Source organism: Methylocystis sp. H62, from assembly GCF_015709515.1.
In the GTDB taxonomy this organism is placed as follows: Bacteria; Pseudomonadota; Alphaproteobacteria; order Rhizobiales; family Beijerinckiaceae; genus Methylocystis.
In genome coordinates this window covers 143271-162179 of record NZ_JADNQZ010000054.1, presented here as the reverse complement: position 1 = coordinate 162179, position 18909 = coordinate 143271, and the positions used below count along the sequence as shown (strand labels likewise).

21 protein-coding genes and 2 tRNA genes are annotated in these 18909 nt (G+C 62.8%); 10 read left to right on the top strand and 13 right to left on the bottom strand.

The genetic code is table 11. The features are described from left to right. Nucleotides 1-70: 70 nt before the first annotated feature. From IYY11_RS12665 to IYY11_RS12640, 6 genes are all read right to left on the bottom strand, one after another. Entirely contained in the window at nt 71-1267 is a 1197-nt protein-coding gene (locus IYY11_RS12665; RefSeq protein ID WP_109025211.1) for a DUF932 domain-containing protein, read from the bottom strand. Between the two features lie 230 nt (nt 1268-1497). Further along, nucleotides 1498-1573: transfer RNA gene (locus tag IYY11_RS12660), tRNA-Lys, on the bottom strand. A gap of 140 nt (nt 1574-1713) precedes the next feature. Then, nucleotides 1714-1950: a DUF1467 family protein gene (locus tag IYY11_RS12655; protein ID WP_196404179.1), complete on the bottom strand. Its 237-nt coding sequence runs from the start codon at nt 1948-1950 to the stop codon at nt 1714-1716. 4 nt (nt 1951-1954) lie between these two features. Then, nucleotides 1955-2359 (bottom strand): methylmalonyl-CoA epimerase, encoded by a 405-nt coding sequence (mce, locus tag IYY11_RS12650; protein WP_029648811.1) that lies wholly within the window; start codon nt 2357-2359, stop codon nt 1955-1957. A 55-nt stretch (nt 2360-2414) separates the two neighbouring features. Further along, complete coding sequence (locus IYY11_RS12645; RefSeq protein WP_196404178.1) at nt 2415-3728, bottom strand: winged helix-turn-helix domain-containing protein; 1314 nt, start codon at nt 3726-3728, stop codon at nt 2415-2417. Nucleotides 3729-3978: 250 nt separating this feature from the next. Then, nucleotides 3979-4557 (bottom strand): hypothetical protein, encoded by a 579-nt coding sequence (locus tag IYY11_RS12640; protein ID WP_196404177.1) that lies wholly within the window; start codon nt 4555-4557, stop codon nt 3979-3981. Nucleotides 4558-4699: 142 nt separating this feature from the next. Between IYY11_RS12640 and IYY11_RS12635 the strand changes: the two genes are divergently transcribed. Then, on the top strand, nt 4700-5047 hold the full coding sequence (locus tag IYY11_RS12635) for a hypothetical protein (protein ID WP_196404176.1): 348 nt from the start codon (nt 4700-4702) through the stop codon (nt 5045-5047). A gap of 31 nt (nt 5048-5078) precedes the next feature. After that, the gene (locus IYY11_RS12630; protein ID WP_196404175.1) at nt 5079-5654 is read left to right on the top strand and encodes an NnrU family protein; all 576 of its coding nucleotides are present in this window, start codon (nt 5079-5081) and stop codon (nt 5652-5654) included. 6 nt (nt 5655-5660) lie between these two features. Here the strand turns inward: IYY11_RS12630 and IYY11_RS12625 are convergent, their stop codons facing one another. Both IYY11_RS12625 and gltX read right to left on the bottom strand, forming a co-directional pair. Then, on the bottom strand, nt 5661-6053 hold the full coding sequence (locus tag IYY11_RS12625) for a DUF1622 domain-containing protein (RefSeq protein ID WP_196404174.1): 393 nt from the start codon (nt 6051-6053) through the stop codon (nt 5661-5663). A gap of 13 nt (nt 6054-6066) precedes the next feature. Beyond that, complete coding sequence (gene gltX, locus IYY11_RS12620) at nt 6067-7419, bottom strand: glutamate--tRNA ligase (protein WP_196404173.1); 1353 nt, start codon at nt 7417-7419, stop codon at nt 6067-6069. Nucleotides 7420-7663: 244 nt separating this feature from the next. Here gltX and IYY11_RS12615 point away from each other — a divergent pair, with 244 nt between their 5' ends. After that, entirely contained in the window at nt 7664-8806 is a 1143-nt protein-coding gene (locus IYY11_RS12615) for a ceramide glucosyltransferase (RefSeq protein WP_196404172.1), read from the top strand. A 34-nt stretch (nt 8807-8840) separates the two neighbouring features. Here the strand turns inward: IYY11_RS12615 and IYY11_RS12610 are convergent, their stop codons facing one another. After that, a complete protein-coding gene (locus tag IYY11_RS12610; protein ID WP_196404171.1) occupies nt 8841-10220 on the bottom strand; it encodes a class II 3-deoxy-7-phosphoheptulonate synthase in 1380 nt (459 codons plus the stop codon). A 192-nt stretch (nt 10221-10412) separates the two neighbouring features. Between IYY11_RS12610 and IYY11_RS12605 the strand changes: the two genes are divergently transcribed. Continuing rightward, on the top strand, nt 10413-11630 hold the full coding sequence (locus tag IYY11_RS12605; protein ID WP_196404170.1) for an acyltransferase: 1218 nt from the start codon (nt 10413-10415) through the stop codon (nt 11628-11630). Here the strand turns inward: IYY11_RS12605 and gor are convergent. Genes gor through IYY11_RS12590 form a run of 3 tightly spaced genes read right to left on the bottom strand, consistent with a single transcriptional unit; the run spans nt 11627 to nt 14147 of the window. Then, nucleotides 11627-13000, bottom strand: coding sequence for a glutathione-disulfide reductase (gene gor / locus IYY11_RS12600; RefSeq protein ID WP_196404169.1), 1374 nt, complete (start codon nt 12998-13000; stop codon nt 11627-11629). The two genes, IYY11_RS12605 and gor, sit on opposite strands and share 4 nt — an antisense overlap. Beyond that, nucleotides 12997-13719, bottom strand: a complete 723-nt coding sequence (gene rpiA / locus IYY11_RS12595; protein WP_196404168.1) for a ribose-5-phosphate isomerase RpiA — start codon at nt 13717-13719, stop codon at nt 12997-12999. Before rpiA ends, gor begins: the two co-directional genes overlap by 4 nt. 29 nt (nt 13720-13748) lie before the next feature. Next, nucleotides 13749-14147, bottom strand: coding sequence for a hypothetical protein (locus IYY11_RS12590; protein ID WP_196404167.1), 399 nt, complete (start codon nt 14145-14147; stop codon nt 13749-13751). 130 nt (nt 14148-14277) lie between these two features. Here IYY11_RS12590 and IYY11_RS12585 point away from each other — a divergent pair, with 130 nt between their 5' ends. The 5 genes from IYY11_RS12585 to IYY11_RS12565 all read left to right on the top strand — a co-directional run bounded on the left by IYY11_RS12585 (nt 14278) and on the right by IYY11_RS12565 (nt 17638). Beyond that, nucleotides 14278-14982, top strand: a complete 705-nt coding sequence (locus IYY11_RS12585) for an HAD family hydrolase (protein ID WP_196404166.1) — start codon at nt 14278-14280, stop codon at nt 14980-14982. 72 nt (nt 14983-15054) lie between these two features. Then, nucleotides 15055-15597 carry an HD domain-containing protein gene (locus tag IYY11_RS12580; protein ID WP_246719915.1) on the top strand — a complete coding sequence of 181 codons (543 nt, stop codon included), beginning with the start codon at nt 15055-15057 and terminating at the stop codon, nt 15595-15597. A gap of 148 nt (nt 15598-15745) precedes the next feature. Beyond that, a tRNA-Val gene (locus IYY11_RS12575) sits at nt 15746-15820 on the top strand. A gap of 283 nt (nt 15821-16103) precedes the next feature. Beyond that, nucleotides 16104-17234 (top strand): hypothetical protein, encoded by a 1131-nt coding sequence (locus tag IYY11_RS12570; RefSeq protein WP_196404165.1) that lies wholly within the window; start codon nt 16104-16106, stop codon nt 17232-17234. A gap of 2 nt (nt 17235-17236) precedes the next feature. After that, the gene (locus IYY11_RS12565; protein WP_196404164.1) at nt 17237-17638 is read left to right on the top strand and encodes a hypothetical protein; all 402 of its coding nucleotides are present in this window, start codon (nt 17237-17239) and stop codon (nt 17636-17638) included. A gap of 279 nt (nt 17639-17917) precedes the next feature. Here IYY11_RS12565 and IYY11_RS12560 read toward each other — a convergent pair whose 3' ends face one another. Then, on the bottom strand, nt 17918-18169 hold the full coding sequence (locus tag IYY11_RS12560; RefSeq protein WP_196404163.1) for a CsbD family protein: 252 nt from the start codon (nt 18167-18169) through the stop codon (nt 17918-17920). Between the two features lie 192 nt (nt 18170-18361). Between IYY11_RS12560 and IYY11_RS12555 the strand changes: the two genes are divergently transcribed. Continuing rightward, on the top strand, nt 18362-18874 hold the full coding sequence (locus tag IYY11_RS12555; protein WP_196404162.1) for a DUF1643 domain-containing protein: 513 nt from the start codon (nt 18362-18364) through the stop codon (nt 18872-18874). The last annotated feature ends 35 nt before the right edge of the window (nt 18875-18909 follow it).

Below are 18909 nucleotides of genomic sequence, written 5' to 3'. Positions count from 1 at the left end.
CGGAGTTGAGGGCAAGGGTAGCAAGGGGCGCCGCACACAGCGCTTGCCACTGCGCCAGTAGGGCCTGGAATTACGCCGCGCGGTCGAACAGTTTCTTTGCACGCGTCTCGAGATCGAGCCTTGCGTCCTGATGCGTCTTCTTACGCGCGATCGCTGTAATCCCCTGCACGAAATCGAAGACACTTTCCGGCTTGCGACCTTCCTCAGTCAGCACCGTTTCGATGATCTTCGCGGTCTCCGGTTTCGAAAAGCCGCGCTTGCGCAGGAATTCGGCGCGATCATCGTCATTGTGGGCGACAATCCGTTCTCGCGCAGCCTTGACGCCATTGATAAAGGGCATGGGCGAGGAATTGGCGAATCGTGTCAGCGCCGGCGCCGCCTCATGCGCGAAGCGCGATGCTGCATATTTGGAATGGCGGATCGTGATCTCTTCGAAATCCTCGACGCCCCAAAGATTGCGGTTCTGACAAACGGCCCGAAGATAAAAGCTCGCAATGCCTAGCGTTTTCGCGCCGACTTCTGAGTTCCAGCAGTAGAAACCTCGAAAGAAAAGATCAGGCGACCCGTCAGGCAGACGGCCGGCCTCGATCGGGTTCATATCATCGACGAGGAAGAGGAAGACGTCGCGGTCTGAGGCATAGAGTGTCGTCGTATCCTGTGTCACGTCGACATTGGGGTTGTAGATTCCTGTCGACCAGTCGAGCACGCCCGGAACTTTCCAGCGCGTGTCGCCTGTCCCATTGCCCGCGATGCGCTGCACTGCGGATACGAGTTCATAATCGAAGATCCGGCCATAGTCTGGACCGGTCACTGCGCGCAGCTCAACGCGACCGTCGTCGATCTCGAGGGTCTTGACCTGCTCGGCGCGATGCGAGCTCAGCCCATATTGCAGATTGATCCCCGCGAGCGATGCCGGCAGCTGACGCAGATATGTCGCGGGCGCGCCGACGAGACTGGCGAGTTGCCCGAAGCTCCAATGCGTCGGCGCGATTGGCGCATCGGAACCAGGCAGCGAGAGCGCAAGCTTATCGGAATCGTCGCGTCTGGCTTCGACGCGGATCGCAGCGCTCTCTACCGTGCGCGTTCGGCTGCGCTCGGTCCGGCCGTACACGGCCGCGAACAGCTCCGACAGCGACAGATACCGCTCATCCGCGGGCCGCGAGAACCATTCAGAGGACACGCGTCCAATCCGCACGCCGCGGCTCGCATCCACCTTGTAGCCGCCGTCATGTCCGCGCGCGGCGTCCAGAATTTCCACCTGAGTCACGGTTCGTCTCCCTGACGGGCCGCCAGGAAACTCTCTCCCGGTCCTCAACCCGTCTCGGAAACCCGACCCCGCTCTCACTCTCGTGTCTCGCGGGCTCGCCTATTGAGGTATGCGGCGCCGACAGCACACGATCATCCACAAGAAAAAGTTTGCGGCCCGTGACTGGTCACCATGTGGTCACCAGACTGCTAAGCACGACAGCGGGCTAGAAGATATCTAATTGATTTTGTTGGTGAGCGCGGTGGGGCTCGAACCCACGACCCCCTGATTAAAAGTCAGGTGCTCTACCGACTGAGCTACGCGCTCGCTCCAGAGGCGGCGGGCGGCGCCGCCGAAGTCGACTGAGCGGGTCGGTCCGTTCGGCCGTGCGGGTCGTCTGTCCCGCGCCTCGCGATCAACTACCGGCGGGCGGCGGGCCGGTCAACCCCCGGAGCGCCGCGCCCCTCTCATGCCGTCACCTTGGCGAAAAGCACCAGCAGGCCGAAGAGGACAGCCGAGACGACCGTCGTGATCCCGGCTTTTTTCAAGAGATCGGGCGAGGCGGGGGCGCCAGGGTCGGCGCCTTCGGGAAGATCTTCGTCGGCTTCTTCGGAAGAGCGCACGCCAAGCGGCAGCACGGCGAACAGCACGATCCACCAGATCGTCAGGTAGATCGCCGCCGCCAACGGCCATGAAAAGGGCATGCGCCTAAGCCTGCTCGAGTTCGATCAAGGCGCCGCAGAAGTCCTTGGGATGCAGAAACAGCACGGGCTTGCCATGCGCGCCGATCCTGGGCTCCCCGTCGCCCAATACGCGCGCGCCCGAGGCCTTGAGCTGCTCGCGCGCCGCGATGATGTCTTCGACCTCGTAGCAGATGTGGTGGATGCCGCCCGCCGGATTTTTCGCGACGAAGCCGGCGATCGGCGAGTTTTCGCCGTAAGGCTCGAGCAACTCGATCTTGGTGTTCGGCAATTCGACGAAAACGACCGTAACGCCGTGCTCAGCGACGCGTTCTGGCGCCGAGACCTTCGCCCCCAGGGCGTCGCGATAGACGGCGGAAGCCTTTTCGACGCTATCGACAGCGATAGCGACATGGTTCAGACGGCCGATCATTTTCACCTTCCGGAAGAATGCTGTGCAGCGCCAATAAGCGCTGACGCGGGCAATTTCAACCGGCCGGGCGCGCCTCGGCCTGCTGCGAGCGGCCAAATCCGTCGATCGCGCCGCGCAAGGCGACGAAGCGCGGGTCGACGCGTGCGAAGGAGCTCCAGGGACAGCCTTCGGAAAGGCCACGCCGAATCGCTTCAAGCGCTTCAGCGCGCTTGCCCAGAGCGAAATACGCCGCGCCGAGAAAGCACGGCGGCGCATAGAGCTCGGCGTCCTCGACGAGCCTGCCGATGAGCGCTTGCGCTTCCTCGGCGCGGCCGGCGCGGGCGAGCGCATAGGCGAGCACGGTCAATTGGAAGGGATCGTCTGGGCTCGAGGCGACGGCGCGGCGCGCCGTGCTTACCGCCTGTTCGTGAACGCCCTGAAGGCTGTAGGCGATGGACATCACCAAGTGCAGCGTCGCGGCGTCGGGCCTTAAATCGAGTCCGTCGCGCGCATAGCGGCGCGCCCGCTCGAGGTCGCCGGCGCAGAGCAGGAGCCACGCGCGCAACGACAGCAGCGCCTGATCGTGCGGCGAATTGACGAGGCCCTCTTCGCAATCGGCGAGGCCGTCGTCGAGACGATCGGCCGCCGCGAGCAGCCAACTGCGGTAGACTCGCGCTTTGCCGTAGAGAGGATCATCGGCGACCGCCTGCTCGAGGAGCGCGAGGCCCTCGGCAACCTTGCCCCTGAGCGAGCCGCGGGCCCAGCCGAGAACGGCCAGCGCCGGCGTATGATCGCGCAGGACGCCGAGCGCCCGGCCGGCGAAGTCCTCGATCATCGCCGCCGCCTGGGCGGGACGGAGAAACCCGCGCACGACTCGGCCGGCGGCGATGTCGGCGGCGAGCGACCAGACCGCCGGATTGCCGGGGTCGATCTGGGCGGCGGAGGCGATCGCTTCCTGCGCGCGGGCGAAGCCCTCTCGCGTGCGGTCGCCGGCGAGTTCGTAGGCGGTCTGCCAGAGATCGAGAATATGCGGCTCGCTCAACGGCGCGAGACGGAGCGTTTGCGCCGCGCCTTCGTCGATGGTTTCGACCGTCCCGCGGAGCAACAGCCCTCGGCCGTAGGCGGTGGCGATCAGCTCCTCGCCGCCGGCGTCGCGCAGCGGCTTCCGCAAAAGATAGGCGCACCGGTCGATTGAATCGTCGGAAGCGGCGCGATCCGGCCACAGGCGCGCGGCGATTTCGGCCTTGGTGAGCAGGACGCCAGGCGACTCCAGAAGCATTTCAAGGAGTTGACGCGCCTGCGGGCCCAGCTGAATGCGCTTTCCGTCGCGCAGCAGTCCGCCCTGCGCGCTGTAACTAAATCCTGAAAATCGCTTCACCAACTCGCCCATGGCAGCCCCCAACCTGCCGCGATGATGGCAAGACAGCGCGGCTTCGGCAAGAGGCAGAATAGGGTTAAGTCTTCAAAATTGCATAGTTTTTTGAAATCAGGCCGTTCCGAGGGGCTCCCTAAAATAAAAAACGCCGGACGTACCTCCGGCCCGGCGTTTGAGCCTTCCTTTATACGCAACACGTTCGGAAGGCTCGGCCGCAGTCTATGCGCGTCCAAATTGACGGCCGCATGACGCTGCGCCGCACGTTCTAACCGCCGCGCGCGCTCTCGTCATCCTTTCCCCAAACGAAAAGCACGAGAGCGAGAACGCCGGCGGCCGCAAAAAGAAAGTAAGGCATCCGCGCGAGCAGCGGCCGGCCGCCGACGGTGAAGGGGAATCGCGACACCCAGTGCTCGCCGTTGGGACCTTTGGCCGTGACGATCCCGACGAATTGGCCGGTCTCGTTGAAGACATGTTCAAAATTCAGCGTGCCGGCCGGATAGACCTTTGGCGGCAGATAGGCCACGGTGACGGCGTCGAGGCGCTGCAGCGGCTCCGTGTCGCCGATGGCGCGGATGATGCGAAAGTCGGTCGACATCTCCCGCAGCTCGTCCTGAGCATAATCGAGGACGAAAATTGTCGCGCCAAGCGTGGGTATGTCCTCGCAGAACCTGTTTCGCGACACTGCGGGCTGGTAGCCGGAGAAATACATCAAGTCCGGCCCGATCTTCAGCATGCAGGCGTTCTGCTGGCGCTGCATCGCGCCATGAGCGAAAGCGAATGACAGAGGCGCGCAGACGAGCGCCGCCATCATCAGCAACCAGATAGGAGTAAGAAGCTTCGACATGCCGTCCTCCCCGTTCAAATGCTGGACGACGCTGCCCTGAAACTCAGCTTGCGCGTCATCCCTTCGTCGAATAGCGGTTCGGTTGTCGCCCACGCGCATGCGATAGGCTGTCCAAGGAAAGAACCCGGCAGGAACGAAAAAGATGCGCCCGGTATCGAAATTCCTCATGATCGCGCTGCTTTCGCTTCCGGGCGGCTGGGCGCGGGCGACGGATCTCAATGACTATCCGACCGCCGCGCGCGCCGATTACGTCTTCGGCTGCATGAAGGCGAACGGCGATACGCGCCTCTCCTTGGAACAGTGCTCTTGCTCCATAGACGTCATCGCGACCATTCTGCCTTATGAGCGGTATGTCACGGCCGAGACCGTCGCGAGCGTCAATCAGCAGGCGGGGCAGGTCGGCGCGCTGATGCGCAATACGGATGCGGCGCGCGATGCGCTCCAGGAATTGCGCCGCGCCCAGGCCGAGGCGCAGGTGCGGTGCTTTTAGAAGCTAATTGAATGCAAGAGCTGGAGAGACCATGCTTATCCTCATTCTCGGAATCGTGATTTTTCTCGGGGTCCATACGCTTACGGCGTTTCGCGAGACGCGCGCCAGCCTGATCGAGCGTTATGGCCTTCAAACCTATAAGGCCGCCTACGGGATCGTCGCCGCCATCGGTCTTGGCCTCATCGTCTATGGCTTCATTCGGTATCGCGCGGAGGGCCTGATTTATGTCTGGACGCCGCCGTCATGGGGACGCCATCTCGCCATGCCGCTCGTCTGGTTCGCCTTCGTCGCGATCGCGAGCCGTCGCGCGCCTCCGGGCCGGATTCGCGGCGCGCTGCGACATCCGACGCTCGTCGCGATCAAGAGCTGGGCGCTGGCGCATCTGCTCGTCAATGGCGATCTCGGCGGCATGATCCTGTTCGGGTCTTTTCTCGCCTGGGGCGTCTTCGACCGCATCGCGGTGAAGAAGCGCGGGGACGGCGGCGCGCCGCGGATTTCGCAGTTCACGCGCGGCGATGCGATCGCGCTCGGCGTCGGAACGGCGCTGTTCCTCACCGTGCTCTATCTGCATCCGTGGCTGTTCGGCGTTTCGGTGCTGCCTGGGTGAGCAGCGCTATGACGGCGCCGATTCGTCTTCGCTTGGCGCCGCCGTCTCCAGGCTTCGGCCCTGCCACGGCCAGCGGCCTTCGAGCTCCGCCTCCATCGTAAAGCTCATCTCCGTGCGGATCATCACGATCAGGCCGAGCACGAAGACGTTCTCGAGGCTGGGATGTTCGACGGAGACGGTGCGGATGATGTCGCCGCCGACGAGAAACTCCAGCCCGAGCAGGATCGAGCGGCCGACATTCTTTCGGTAGCCGCGATAGGTGAGGGGGTGCGCTCTCCAGGGCGTCAGAAAAGCGAGCGTCGACAGGACCGCGCCAATGACGATGATCAGCACGCCGACGACGTCGAGCGCCAGACCGGCGAAGTTGATGATCTCGTGGATGCTCGCGAGATAGGGCACTAGCGCATCGCTTTCATGCGCCGGCGCCCACGAGCCGCGACAACGCCTTGGCGTGGCCGATGAGCGGCAGCAGCGCGGCGAGCTCCGGCCCGCTCTCGGCGCTGGTCAGCGCCAGCCGCAGCGGATGAAAGAGCGCCTTGCCCTTCCTGCCGGTCGCCGTCTTGATGTCGCTCGTCCAGGCCGCCCATGTGGTCTCGTCCCAAGGCTCCGACGGTAAAAGCTTTGCCGCGTCTTTCAGGAATGATTCATCCTCGCGGACCGGCTCGATCTCCGCGTCCACGACGCGCCACCATGTCAGAATATCGTCGAAACGCGCAAGATTGCCGCGCGCCGCGTGCCATAGAGGCTCCGCCTTGCGGCCGACGATCGTCAAGGCTTCGAGCCGCTCGCGCACGTCATCATATTCGTAGAGCGCGAGCGTCCGATGCGTCAGCGTTTCGAGATCGGCGGGGTCGAAACGCGCCGGATTGCGCGAGACATGCGACAGATCGAACCTCTGCGCCAGTTCGCCGAGCGAGCGCACCGCATGGACATTGTCCGAGGAGCCGGTCAGCGTCGCCAGCGCAGCGACGGCGAGGGGCTCATAGCCGTCTTCGCGCAGCGAAGCGATGGAGAGCGACCCCGTCCGCTTCGATAGGGCTTCGCCGCCCGCGCCGATGAGAAGATTGTGATGGGCGAAAATCGGCGCCGGCGCATGCGGCGCAAGCGCTCGGATGAGCTGCAACTGCACGGCCGTATTGGTGACGTGGTCTTCGCCCCGAATGACATGGGTGATTCCCATATCGATGTCGTCGACGACCGAGGGCAGCGTGTATAGAAAACTGCCGTCCCCGCGGATCAGCACCGGGTCCGACAGCGCCGAACAGTCGATGTGCGCCGGACCGCGAACCATATCGTTCCATTCGGCGACGCCCGGCTCGAGCATGAATCGCCAATGCGGCCGGCGTCCCTCGGCTTCGAGCGCGGCGCGATCAGACGCGGAGAGGCGCAGCGCGGCGCGATCGTAGACCGGCGGCAGTCCGCGCGCCTGCTGCATTTTGCGGCGCTTATCCAACTCTTCCTGGGTTTCGTAGCAAGGATAGAGACGGCCGGATCGCCGCAGGCGATCGGCGGCGTCCTCATAGAGCGCGACGCGCTCCGACTGGCGGAAAACCTCGTGCGGAACGACGCCCAGCCAGGCGAGATCAATCTCGATTCCACGCGCGAATTCCTCGCTGGATCTAGCAAAATCAGTGTCATCGAACCGTAGCGCGAATCGTCCAAGGTTGGCGGCGGCGAACAGAAAATTGAATAGCGCGACGCGCGCGTTGCCGATGTGAATGCGGCCGGTCGGCGAAGGCGCGAAACGAACGATCGGAGAGGTCATGAGGAAGCTTCGTCAGGAGTTTCAACAGGGAATTCGGCAGCAGAGCTTTCAGCAGGAATTTTCAACAGCCGCGCGTCGGGAGAAGATTCTCGCGCCACCCTCCTTTTGCCAAGACGCCGCGTCTTTGTCAGGCGGAATTTCGAAATGGCCGCGCCCCGGCGTCTCGCGCCGCAAGCCGAGCCACTCCGTGGGCGTTCGGCGTTCCGATTCTCTGCGTTACGACTCTTAAGAAAAAGCGCCGTTCATGATCCTGGCCTATATCTGCGCCGGCTGGTGCGCCGTCATTCTCATCCTCAATTTCACAAGCGTGGCCCTGATGTCCCGAAAATGTCGGGCGCGGGCGCGGACTCTGCCTGCACCGGAGAATGCGCCGCCGGTGAGCATCGTGCGGCCCTTGCGCGGGCTGGAGCCTTTCAGCGAGGAGACGCTCGGCGCGACCTTCAACCTCGACTATCCCGACTATGAGATCGTCTTCTGCGTGCAGTCGCCGAGCGATCCGGTCATTCCGCTGGTCGAGCGGCTGATCGCGGCGCATCCCCAGCGCGAGGCGCGGCTGCTCGTCGGCGACGATTATGTCAGCGCCAATCCCAAGCTCAACAACTGCGTCAAGGGGTGGGACGCGGCGCGGCATCATCATGTCATCCTCGCCGACTCCAACGCGCTGCCGCCCCGCGACTATATCCAGACCATGCTTGCCGCGTTCCGCGACAATACGGCGATGAGCGTGTCGATGCCGATCGGTTCGCGTCCGAAGGGCTTCTGGGCGATGGTCGAATGCGCGATCCTCAATACATTCCAGGCGCGCTGGCAATATGGCGCCGAGGCGATCGGCGCCGCCTTCGCTCAGGGCAAGAACATGATGTGGCGGCGCGACGTGCTCGACAGGGCTGGCGGCATTCGCGCGCTGGCGAGTGAAATCGCCGAGGACGCCGCCTCGACCAAAGTCATCCGCGCTCAAGGCATGGATGTGCGCCTCGTCGACATGCCTTTCGAACAGCCGCTTGGCCGACGCACCGCCCGTGAGGTCTATTCACGGCATGTGCGCTGGGCGCGGCTGCGGCGCGCGACCTTTCCCGCGCATTACGTCCCGGAATTCATGAACGGCAGTTTTGCGGCGATCGTGCTTGGCGCCTATGCCGCTGTTCAGCTCGACGGCGGGATCTCCACGGTGGCGCTGGTCACGACGCTCATCGTCTTTTCGCTGCACGGCGGCGAGATCTGGCTGGCGCGCGTCTGCGGCTTCCCGCTCGACTGGCGCACGCCCTTCGCGCTGATGGTGCGCGACCTGATGCTGCCGGTGATGTTCATCGACGCGCTGCTTTACGACGATTTCGTCTGGCACGGCGCCGAGATGACGGTGCGCGAGGCGGAGGAGACGACGGGCTAACCAGCCCGCGCGTCTTCTTGGCTTAACTCTTGGCTCACTCCGCCGCGTGCTGCTCCCGCACGCCGCGGGCGACACGTTCCGCCTTCAACAGCTCGGCCACCAGGAAGGCCACTTCGATCGCCTGTTCGGCGTTGAGGCGCGGATCGCAATAGGTGTGATAGCGGTCGCGCAGATCGCTCTCCGAAATCGCCCGCGCGCCGCCCATGCATTCGGTGACGTCCTTGCCGGTCATCTCGAGATGGATGCCGCCAGCGTAAGAGCCTTCCGCCTGATGCACGGCGAAGAAGTTGCGAATTTCCGACATGATTCGATCGAACGGCCGTGTTTTATAGCCTCCGGCGCTGACCGTGTTGCCATGCATCGGATCGCAGGACCAGACGATGTTGCGGCCTTCGCGCGTCACCGCCCGCACCAGCGCCGGCAGCGCGTCCTCGACCTTGTCCGCGCCGAAACGGCAGATCAGCGTGAGCCTGCCGGGCTCGTTCTCGGGATCGAGCGCGTCGATGAGGCGCAGCAGCGCATCGGGCTTCAGGCTCGGACCGCATTTCAGTCCAAGCGGGTTTTTGACGCCGCGGACGAATTCGATATGGGCGCCGTCTTCCTGACGGGTGCGGTCGCCGACCCACAGCATATGGCCGGAGGTCGCGTAATAGTCGCCTGTCGTCGAGTCGATGCGGGTCAGCGCCTGTTCGTAGCAGAGCAGCAGCGCCTCATGCGACGTGTAGAAGTCGGTGCCGCGCAACTCCGGATGATGCTCCGGATCGAGACCGATCGCGCGCATGAAGCTTAGGGTCTCGGTGATCTGATCGGCGAGCTTCTGGTAGCGCTCGGACTGCGGGCTGCTTTTGACGAAGCCGAGCATCCAGCGGTGGACGTTTTCGAGATTGGCGAAGCCGCCCGCCGCAAAGGCGCGGATGAGGTTCAGCGTCGCCGCGGATTGCCGATAGGCGAGCAGCTGGCGCTGCGGATCGGGTTCGCGCGCCTGCGGATTGAACGCGAGATCGTTGATGATGTCGCCGCGATAGCTCGGCAGCTCAAGGTCGCCCTGCTTCTCGAGCGGCGAGGAGCGCGGCTTGGCGAACTGGCCGGCGATGCGTCCGACCTTCACCACCGGCGACGCGGCGGCATAGGTCAACACGACGGCCATCTGCAGGAAGACGCGGAAAAAGTCGCGGATATTGTCCGCCGAATGTTCCGAGAAGCTCTCGGCGCAGTCCCCGCCCTGCAGCAGGAACGCCTTGCCGGCGGCGACTTCGGCCAGGTGGCGCTTCAGGTTGCGCGCTTCACCGGCGAAAACGAGCGGCGGGAAGCCGGCGAGCTGGCGCTCGACGTCGGCGAGCCCCGTCTGGTCCCGATAGACCGGCGTCTGCTCGATCGGTAGATTTCTCCAGCTGCCCGGCGACCAACGTTCCACTTCGCAAAACTCCGCAAAATCAGGCCCGATAGGCGCTGGGGTCGTTCTCGCAGCGACGCCAGCGGCGCTTATAGTGGATTATTGCCCTTAATGCGACCCTGCGCTTGGCCGCGGCGATTTGGCGAAGCCGGGGGAGACCCGCTATAACGCCGGGGCGCGAGCGCGGCCGAGAGCGAGGGGCGAACCGGGGCGATGCCGTTCATTCTATCGCAATTCATCGAGGCGTCCCGCTGGCTCGGCGCGCTGGTCGTGCTGGCGGTCCACACGAACAACATGTTCACCAACCAGGCGGACATCATGAGCGCGCCGCACGGGCCGCTCGCCTATGTCTGGTGGTTCTACTCGGCCTTCGAGCTGGGGCATCAGGCGGTGCTCGCCTTCTTCGTGATGTCGGGCTATCTCGTCGGCGGCGCCGTTCTCGCCCATATGCGCAAGAATCAGGGCTTCCTGCGCGAATATTTCATTCATCGCGTGTCGCGAATCTATCTCGTCGTGGGGCCAGCCGTCGCGCTCACCCTCGTTCTTGATTCGCTCGGCAGGTGGCTGTTCGCCAGCAGCGGCGTCTACGAATGGCCGCTGTTCAAGGGCCATTTCTCCCCGGTTCTGTTTCTTGCAAGCTTTCTCAATCTGCAAGGCATCGCCTTCGACTATTTCGGCACCAACGGGCCCTTGTGGTCGCTCGCCTGCGAATTCTGGTACTACGTGACGTTTCCGCTGCTGCTGCTGCCCTTCGCGCGCAACTACCCGCTGGCGCTGCGCTTTTTGGGTTTCGCGCTGGGCGCGGCGCTCTTCCTGGCGCTTTCCATGCCGCCGAGCTGGTTCAAATTCGGCTATATTCTCTGGGCCGGCGGCGCCTTCGCCACGCTGATCGGCCGGCCGATCATCCGCTCGCGCTGGCAGGCGCTCATCCTCTATGCCGCCGTCGTCGCGGTCATCCGGCTCGTCGTGCGCGGCCATCTTCTCGAGGCCCATCCCTGGCTCGCCGATGCTGGCGATCTTCTCGCGTCGGGCTTGTTCGTCAATGTCCTGCTCGCCTTCCGCTATGGGCCGGCCGAAGGCTTTTCATTGCTGCGTCCGAAGTTCCACAAGACGCTCGCGGATTTTTCCTTCTCGCTCTACAGCATCCACATGCCGATTCTGATCTTCGCCCGCGCGGCGGTCGGCAGCACATTGGGGAATGACTGGGCGACGCAGCTCGCCACCCCGCAAAATTATGCTGTGGCCTTCTCGGTGATGGGGGTCGCCATCGTCGCCGGCTATTTCTTCTCCCGGGTCACGGAGGCGAAAACGGGCGCGGCGCGGCGCAAGCTTCGCGCCCTTCTCGATAGATGGGCGCCAGGGCCCGCCGCTCCCGCTCCGGAGCAGCAGCCTGTTGCGGCGCAGCCGCCGCGCCAGCGGATCGAAGCCTAAGCCTGCGGCCTGAGCAGTCGTGACGGCGCGCGCATCGTCACGAGTTCTTCCGCCATCGTCGGATGCACGGCCATCGTCGCGTCGAAATCGCTCTTCGTCGCGCCCATCCGCAGGGAGACGGCGATGAGCTGCGCCATCTCCCCCGCCTCGGGACCCAAAATATGCGCGCCAAGCACACGTCCATTCGAGCCGTGGATGATCAGCTTCATATAAACGCGTTCGCCGCGTCCAGAGAGCGTCGCGCGCATGGGGCGAAACTGCGTCTCATAAATGTCGATCGCGCCATGCTGCGCGAGCGCCTCGGCCTCGGTCAGACCCACCGTTCCGATTTCGGGCGTCGTGAAGACGGCGCTTGGCGTGCATTCGTAATCGACCGTCGTCGGCGTCGCGCCGAAGACGCTGTCGGCGAAGGCTTGCCCCTCGCGAATGGCGACAGGCGTCAGATTGATCCGATCGGTGACGTCGCCGACGGCGTAGATGGATTCAAGGTTCGTGCGTGAATTCTCATCGACCGCGACCGCGCCGTTCTCACGCAGCTCGACGCCCGCCGCCTCCAGGCCGAGATTCTGCGTCATCGGCCTGCGCCCGGTCGCGATGAGCAGGCAGTCGACCTCAAGCGGCGCGCCGTCGCTCATCTCGACCTCCAGAACGTCAGCGCTTTTCGTAACGCGCGTCGGCAGGACGCCGGCCCGATGTTCGACGCCCGCCGTCTTGAGCGCTTCGCAGAGGCGCGAACGCAGATCGTCGTCGAAGCCGCGCAGCGGCAGATCGCCGCGATAGGCGAGATGCACCTTAGCGCCGAGCCGCGCGAAGACGCTGGCGAATTCGACGGCGATATATCCCGCTCCAACGATCAGCAGCCTTTGCGGAAACTTCGGCAGATCGAAAATCTCGTTTGAAGATACGCCGAATTCGATGCCCGGAATGTGGGGGGCGAGCACCGGCGCGCCGCCGGTGGCGATGAGAATGTAGCGAGCGCGGGCGGAGCGGCCGTTGGAAAAACGCACGCCGTTTGGATCGGTGAGCGTCGCGCGCGCGCGGATGAGCTCGACGCCGGAACTCGCGAGCGTTTCAGCGTAAAGTCCTGAAAGCCGCGTGATCTCCTTTTCTTTTGCGGCGACGAGAGTCGGCCAGTCAAAAGACACGTCGCCGACGCGCCAGCCGAAACCGGCGGCGTCCTGGAAATCATCGTGGAAGCGGCTCGCCAGCACGTAAAGCTTTTTGGGAACGCAGCCGCGAATGACGCAGGTGCCGCCGACGCGAAATTCCTCGGCGATCGCGACTTTCGCGCCATGGCTGGCGGCGACGCGCGCCGCACGGACGCCGCCGGATCCGGCGCCCACGACGATAAGGTCATAGTCGAAAGTCATAAGGGGTCGCCCGATATGTTTCCCAGGACGCGCACGCCCTCGGCGCCGGCGATGAAGATCGCCGTCGCGAGTCCGATGAACAGCCCGTGATCCACGACTCCGGGTATCGCCGAAAGCCGCGCAGCGAGGGCGTCAGCATCGTCGATGGCGCCGAATGCGCAGTCAACGATGTAATGGCCGCCGTCGGTGATGAAGCGCTCGCCAGGCTCCGCGTCGCGCATCGTCAGCGGGCCGATGAGTCCCAGACCGCGCGCGACCCGTTCGATATGCAGCATGGTGGAGCGCGCGCCGAACCGATCGATTTCGACCGGCAGGGGAAAGGCGCCGAGCGTTTTTACTTCCTTTGTCGCGTCGGCGATGACGAACATGCGCGTCGAGGCGGCGGCGACGATCTTTTCGCGCAGCAGCGCGCCGCCGCCGCCTTTGATCAGGCGAAGCGCCGCGTCGAATTCATCAGCGCCGTCGACGGTGAGATCGAGTTGCGGGGTCTCGTCGAGGGTGGAGAGCGGTATCCCGAGGCTTTCGGTCTGCGCGCGGGTGCGCTCGGAGGTCGGCACGCAAACGACCTCCAGCCCCTCCCTGACGCGGGCGCCAAGAAGATCGACGAAATGCGCCGCCGTTGATCCCGTGCCGAGCCCCAACCGCATGCCATGCGTGACGGACTCGAGCGCCGCTTGCGCGGCGGCGCGCTTCATGGCCTCGGCGGAAAAAGCGCTCATGCGGACATTCGCTTCGCTTCTTCGTTCGCTCATTTGGCCGGCGGCGTGCAGACCACCGACGTTTCGTTCAGCACGAAGCAGATCGACATTATGCCGGAACGCAGATCGACGCGGAATACGCCGCCTTCTCCGGTATGACGCGATGCGACCAGCGCATATTCGCTGAAAACGCCGGCGCGCGCGCCTTCGCCAGGCGGATAGCACAGCGTCACGCCGATCGCGGCGCCTTCCTTCAAGCCGTATTGGCAGGCGCCGACCTCGCCATTGGAACGGTCCAGGCGAAACACGCGATTGAGATCCGTCTGCGGCGCCGCCAGAAATTCGTAATTTCCGGCCGCCGCCATCGACGCCCCGGAAAGGACGAAGACAAGCGCGCCGGCCGTCAAAGCTGCACGTCGACGCGTATGGAAATGGCGCGTTCCACGCATATTTGCGCTCCCTGTCGCGAATCGGTCGGCGCAGTCTACACGCTGAGCCGTCGCGTGCGGAGGCGGCAAAATACGCCTATCGAATCAACGGCGCTTGATCCCGGGGGGCGGCGCGGCTACCCCCTTCGCTATGACAGCCCGCTTCCCTGTTCTCGTTTTCGATCTCGACGGCACATTGGCCGACACCGCCTATGATCTCATCGGCACGCTCAATGTGCTGCTCATGCGCGAGGGACTGACGCCGCTCGCGCTCGAGGCCGGACGGCCGCTTGTCGGCGCCGGCGCGCGGGCGCTGATCGAGCGCGGCTTCGCCCATCAGGGCGCGCCGCTCGATCCGGCGCGCGCCGAGGGGCTGGTGCGCGATTTCCTGGTGTATTACGAGGCGCACATCGCCGATGAAAGCCGGCTGTTCCCCGGCGCGCTCGCGGCGCTCGACCGGTTTAAGGCGGCCGGCTTTCGCCTCGCCGTCTGCACCAATAAGACTGAAGAACTGGCGCGGCTGCTGTTGCAGAAACTCTCGGCGGCGGACCGCTTCGCGGCGATCTGCGGCCGCGGCAGCTTTCCGATGCACAAGCCCGATCCGCGCACGCTGTGGCTGACGGTCGAGGCGGCGGACGGCGACCCGAGGCGCGCGGTGATGGTCGGGGATTCCAAGACCGACATCGACACCGCCCGCGCCGCCGGAACGCCGTCGGTGGCGGTGGATTTCGGCTATACCGACACGCCGGTCGCGGCGTTTTCGCCCGATCGCGTGATTTCGCATTTCGACGAGCTGTGGGATGCGGTGGCGTCGCTGGACGAGGCGCTGTTCCAGCGCGCGATTGAGGCGTCTTGATCTTTTGAGCCCCGCTTCGGCGTCGAGGCCGGCGCCGCGCACGTTCCGGGAAAGGTTCGCAATATGGAGAAAATGCATTTCACGCGGATGGACCAGGGCACCGATGAAGATTTTCAGATCCTCAAACAGGTCCACGAGCACACGCTCAAGGAGCTGCCGGACCGGCTCTTTGGACTGCTTAGCGATCTAGGCAAGGACACCGCCTATAACATCACGCGCCGCGATCACTGTCTGCAATCGGCGACGCGCGCGCTGCGCGACGGCAAGGACGAAGAATATGTGGTCGTCGCGCTGCTGCACGACGCATGCGAAACGCTGGGACCGTTCAATCATGGCGAGGTGATCGCCGCGATTCTGAGGCCCTTCATCAGCCGCGACAATTACTGGATGCTGGCGCAGCACGGCCTGTTTCAGACCTATTTCTACGCCGCCCACCTTGGCCTCGATCCCAACGCCCGCGACAAATTCCGGTCGGACCCGGCCTATGAGCAGACGATCGAGTTCTGCGCCAAATATGACGAAGTGTCGTTCGATCCCGCTTATAAAAACGAGCCGCTCGCGACCTTCGAGCCGATGGTGCGGCGCGTTCTCTCGAAGGATTGGACCCCGCCGTGAGCGGCCGGCGGCTCGGCGCCCAGGCTTGAGCCTCGGCGGAGGGCAGTCGGCGGCGAGGCGGCGATCTCCGGCGGTGGAGGGCGATCTCCGATCTTGACGGAGGGCGCCGGGCTCTCCTACAGGATGAGGATCGATCGCCGATGGCGACGGGCGGCTAGCTCAGCGGGAGAGCACTCCCTTCACACGGGAGGGGTCACAGGTTCAATCCCTGTGCCGCCCACCATTAAATCAAAGACTTAAGCAATAATATAAAGCTAGAGCGTGAGGCGAGTCACAAAATAGTCACCACTCGTCTATGGTGACTAGATGCGGTTGGCGCTCCCGTTTCCTGTTGTCCAGAATCTATTGCGGTCCAGCGAACGCCTGGGTAGGGCGTCTAGCTAGACAACGAGCTGACGGCATGAGGAGGGCCTATGCACTCGCTATGAATTATTGTCTCAATGTGTTTAACGAGTGATTGACTGAAGCATGGCACCCTGAACTCGCTTGGAGCTCAGCGCGGATTTATGTCCCAAATAACGTCATTTAGGTTGAGGTATGTTGGCGCTCGTTTCAGCGGTAAACGCCTGCCGGTCGACGTGCTGGTCGACTTGCCTGCATTTCGTGAACTACTTGTCGCTTTCGCGAAAGCTGAGTGGCGCAAGTTGCACGAGGACCGGAAGCGCGTACCAAAGGGATTTGACGCCAGCTTGGCTTTTGACTTGGTCGCGGTCGAAGATGGCAGCGCGGTTCCCGTCCTAGAATGGAATCGAGAGACGACGCAGTCTAGACTCCCTGGTTTCACCGATCAGATTGAGGATGTCCTACTGTCCTCATTCGACGGAGTCGTTAAGCTTTTCGACGAAGCGGCAGTTGGGCAATTTCCGGCAGCTATGGCGCCCGAGCAAATCAGGGCACTGAACAAATTTGGGGCGAACCTTCGCGATAAAGAACGGATCGAATTCGAAGGCAGAACGAACGCTCGTGGCGAGGTCATCTATTTATCGTCGGACGTCCGGAAACGGCTGATCGGAAGTTTAAGAGACCGATACGATTCCCAAATCGCCGACGTCGGCATGCTCCTAGGCTCTGTCTCGAACCCTGAGGGCGACCTCGGGCATATCCGCGTTCGATCTGACAGCCATGGCGCATTCGACATTCCGATCGACAACGAGACCATAAAGCTGGAATTCGATGGCAACATCGATCAGCCGATAGAGCTGAACTTGACGGTTCAGTTGGATAATGAGGATCGCGTAAAGGGCGTGATAGACGTTCACAGCATTAGCCTGATCGACGAGCAAATCGCCGCCCAAGTAAAACGATGTAAGGACCGATTGAGTCAGGTGGCTGCCCTGCAAGACGGCTGGCATGACGGAGAAGGAAGCGCACCGAGTATCGAGGCGGTTAGATCCGCTAATTGGTTTTTGGTTCTCCGAGTCGCGCTCTGTGAGTACTATCGGATCTACCCGACTGACGAAGGCGGCATCCTTTTTGAGCTTGAAGTCAAAGGCTGGGATCTGTCGGTTGAGTTCCTGTCTGATGGGAAAGTCAAAATCTATGGGATCGAGATCAGCGGTGATCACGTAATCGATGAAATTATATTCGATGGAGTCGATGACGCATTTCTCTCCAGGTTTAACGAGCTGACGAAATAGGCATGTCTACGCAATTGACCGACGAAGAAGAATTGCTTTTCAGACAGGTTCACCCGGATCTGTTAGACGGCGATATCCCGGCGAGCAGCAATTTCAAGCCAAAGCCAAGTGACGAGAATATGCTTTCGGTTGATCGATCATCTTTGGCGACGGCCGAGGAGGCGTTCGACCTCTATATTTCGAATGGCCGAAAATCGATCGCTGTCTACGCACTTTCCGTGGGCGAATTCACCGGTGAGAAAATAAATTGCGTTGAAGATCCGGTGGAGGCTTCGGAAAAGATGAAAGCAAATCCGGCTCACGCCGTTGCAGACTTCTCAACTCACAACGTTAGTCAGCAGGGAAAGATCGCTAAGAGACTTAAACAAAAAGCTGTGGCGCGCGGAAAACAGCACCCGAAATAAAACGACTCCCGCGGGGGTTCAATGGACACGCGTTGGATTTACACACCACAAGGTCAGCCGGCCTTTTACCAGATTGGCGACCAAATCTATTCGCCCGAGGGGATACAGCACATGAAAACAGAATATTAGTAAGAGTTAGAGAGACGCAGTAAACCGCAGAAAACAGTAAAGGGGTTCCTTCACACGGGAGGGGTCACAGGTTCAATCCCTGTGCCGCCCACCATAAGCGTCGCACGGCGAACCTCCCTCGTAAGAAGAGGGAGGCTCGCGAGCGGAACTCTATTCGGTCGCGCGGTGAACGGCGTCCTTGGCGTTTTTGGCGACTTCCTTCGCCTTGGTCGCCGCGGCATCCAGCGCATCGGCAATGGCGTCCTTGGCCTCTCCGAGCGCCGTCTGGCCCTTCCCCTTCATTTCCTGCAACACGCCCTCGCCTTCCAGTTGGGGAGAGTCGATCACCTTTCCGGCCGCCTGCTTCGCAGACCCTGTGGCTTCATTCAGGGCGCCTTTAAGTTTATCGCTGGTCGAACTCATGAAAACTTCCTCCTTGTGAAGATAGCTACGTGACCATCGCCACGGTCAAGACAAATGAATAACTGCCGTGCTGCAGATATGTTCCGGTTTCGGCCGATTTATTAGTTGGGCTTCGAGGCAAGGACGATTGTTAGATCATTCGGTATATTTGAAAGCGCCAACGCCGGAACAGAGCGCCGAAGGGTCAACTCAATGCCTCACCTCTCCGGCGTAGCGTGCGAGATCGAGAGAGCCGCCGTCATCTCAAAGTGCGGCGCTTATCGTTACAGCCTCATGCGCAAATGGAGCGGCGCGCCGATTCTGTCCTTCGTCATGCTCAATCCGTCGACGGCCGACGCGAAAGAGGACGATCCGACGCTTCGCCGCTGCATCGGCTTTGCGCGGCGCGAAGGCGCCGGCGGACTCATCGTCGCCAATCTTTATGCGCTGCGCTCGCCCTTGCCCGAGGCCCTGTGGGCGGCGCGCGATCCGATCGGCCCGAGGAATCGGCGCACGCTCATTGGCCTTGCCGCGCAAGCGGTCGCTCAGTCGCTCCCCATCATCTGCGCGTGGGGCGCGCTGGCCCGACAAGATCAAATCGACGGCACGCTGCGGATGTTTCACGCATCGGGCGCGCGTCTCGCCTGCCTTGGCAGAACACGGAACGGAGCGCCGCGTCATCCGCTCTATGTTCGCGCCGACCAGCCGCTGGAGCGCTTTCCGTAAAAAGCCGCGCCGCGTCTGAGCGCTCGGCCTGAAGC

Coding starts and splice junctions, on each gene's coding strand:
- gltX (WP_196404173.1), bottom strand. CDS start 7,419: ATGACCTCTCCGATCGTTCGTTTCGCGCCTTCGCCGACCGGCCGCATT.
- IYY11_RS12630 (WP_196404175.1), top strand. CDS start 5,079: ATGCTTATCCTCATTCTCGGAATCGTGATTTTTCTCGGGGTCCATACG.
- IYY11_RS12615 (WP_196404172.1), top strand. CDS start 7,664: ATGATCCTGGCCTATATCTGCGCCGGCTGGTGCGCCGTCATTCTCATC.
- IYY11_RS12580 (WP_246719915.1), top strand. CDS start 15,055: ATGCATTTCACGCGGATGGACCAGGGCACCGATGAAGATTTTCAGATC.
- rpiA (WP_196404168.1), bottom strand. CDS start 13,719: ATGAGCGCTTTTTCCGCCGAGGCCATGAAGCGCGCCGCCGCGCAAGCG.
- IYY11_RS12560 (WP_196404163.1), bottom strand. CDS start 18,169: ATGAGTTCGACCAGCGATAAACTTAAAGGCGCCCTGAATGAAGCCACA.
- IYY11_RS12635 (WP_196404176.1), top strand. CDS start 4,700: ATGCGCCCGGTATCGAAATTCCTCATGATCGCGCTGCTTTCGCTTCCG.
- IYY11_RS12555 (WP_196404162.1), top strand. CDS start 18,362: ATGCCTCACCTCTCCGGCGTAGCGTGCGAGATCGAGAGAGCCGCCGTC.
- IYY11_RS12570 (WP_196404165.1), top strand. CDS start 16,104: ATGTCCCAAATAACGTCATTTAGGTTGAGGTATGTTGGCGCTCGTTTC.
- IYY11_RS12655 (WP_196404179.1), bottom strand. CDS start 1,950: ATGCCCTTTTCATGGCCGTTGGCGGCGGCGATCTACCTGACGATCTGG.
- IYY11_RS12590 (WP_196404167.1), bottom strand. CDS start 14,147: ATGCGTGGAACGCGCCATTTCCATACGCGTCGACGTGCAGCTTTGACG.
- IYY11_RS12565 (WP_196404164.1), top strand. CDS start 17,237: ATGTCTACGCAATTGACCGACGAAGAAGAATTGCTTTTCAGACAGGTT.
- IYY11_RS12640 (WP_196404177.1), bottom strand. CDS start 4,557: ATGTCGAAGCTTCTTACTCCTATCTGGTTGCTGATGATGGCGGCGCTC.
- gor (WP_196404169.1), bottom strand. CDS start 13,000: ATGACTTTCGACTATGACCTTATCGTCGTGGGCGCCGGATCCGGCGGC.
- IYY11_RS12645 (WP_196404178.1), bottom strand. CDS start 3,728: ATGGGCGAGTTGGTGAAGCGATTTTCAGGATTTAGTTACAGCGCGCAG.
- IYY11_RS12585 (WP_196404166.1), top strand. CDS start 14,278: ATGACAGCCCGCTTCCCTGTTCTCGTTTTCGATCTCGACGGCACATTG.
- mce (WP_029648811.1), bottom strand. CDS start 2,359: ATGATCGGCCGTCTGAACCATGTCGCTATCGCTGTCGATAGCGTCGAA.
- IYY11_RS12605 (WP_196404170.1), top strand. CDS start 10,413: ATGCCGTTCATTCTATCGCAATTCATCGAGGCGTCCCGCTGGCTCGGC.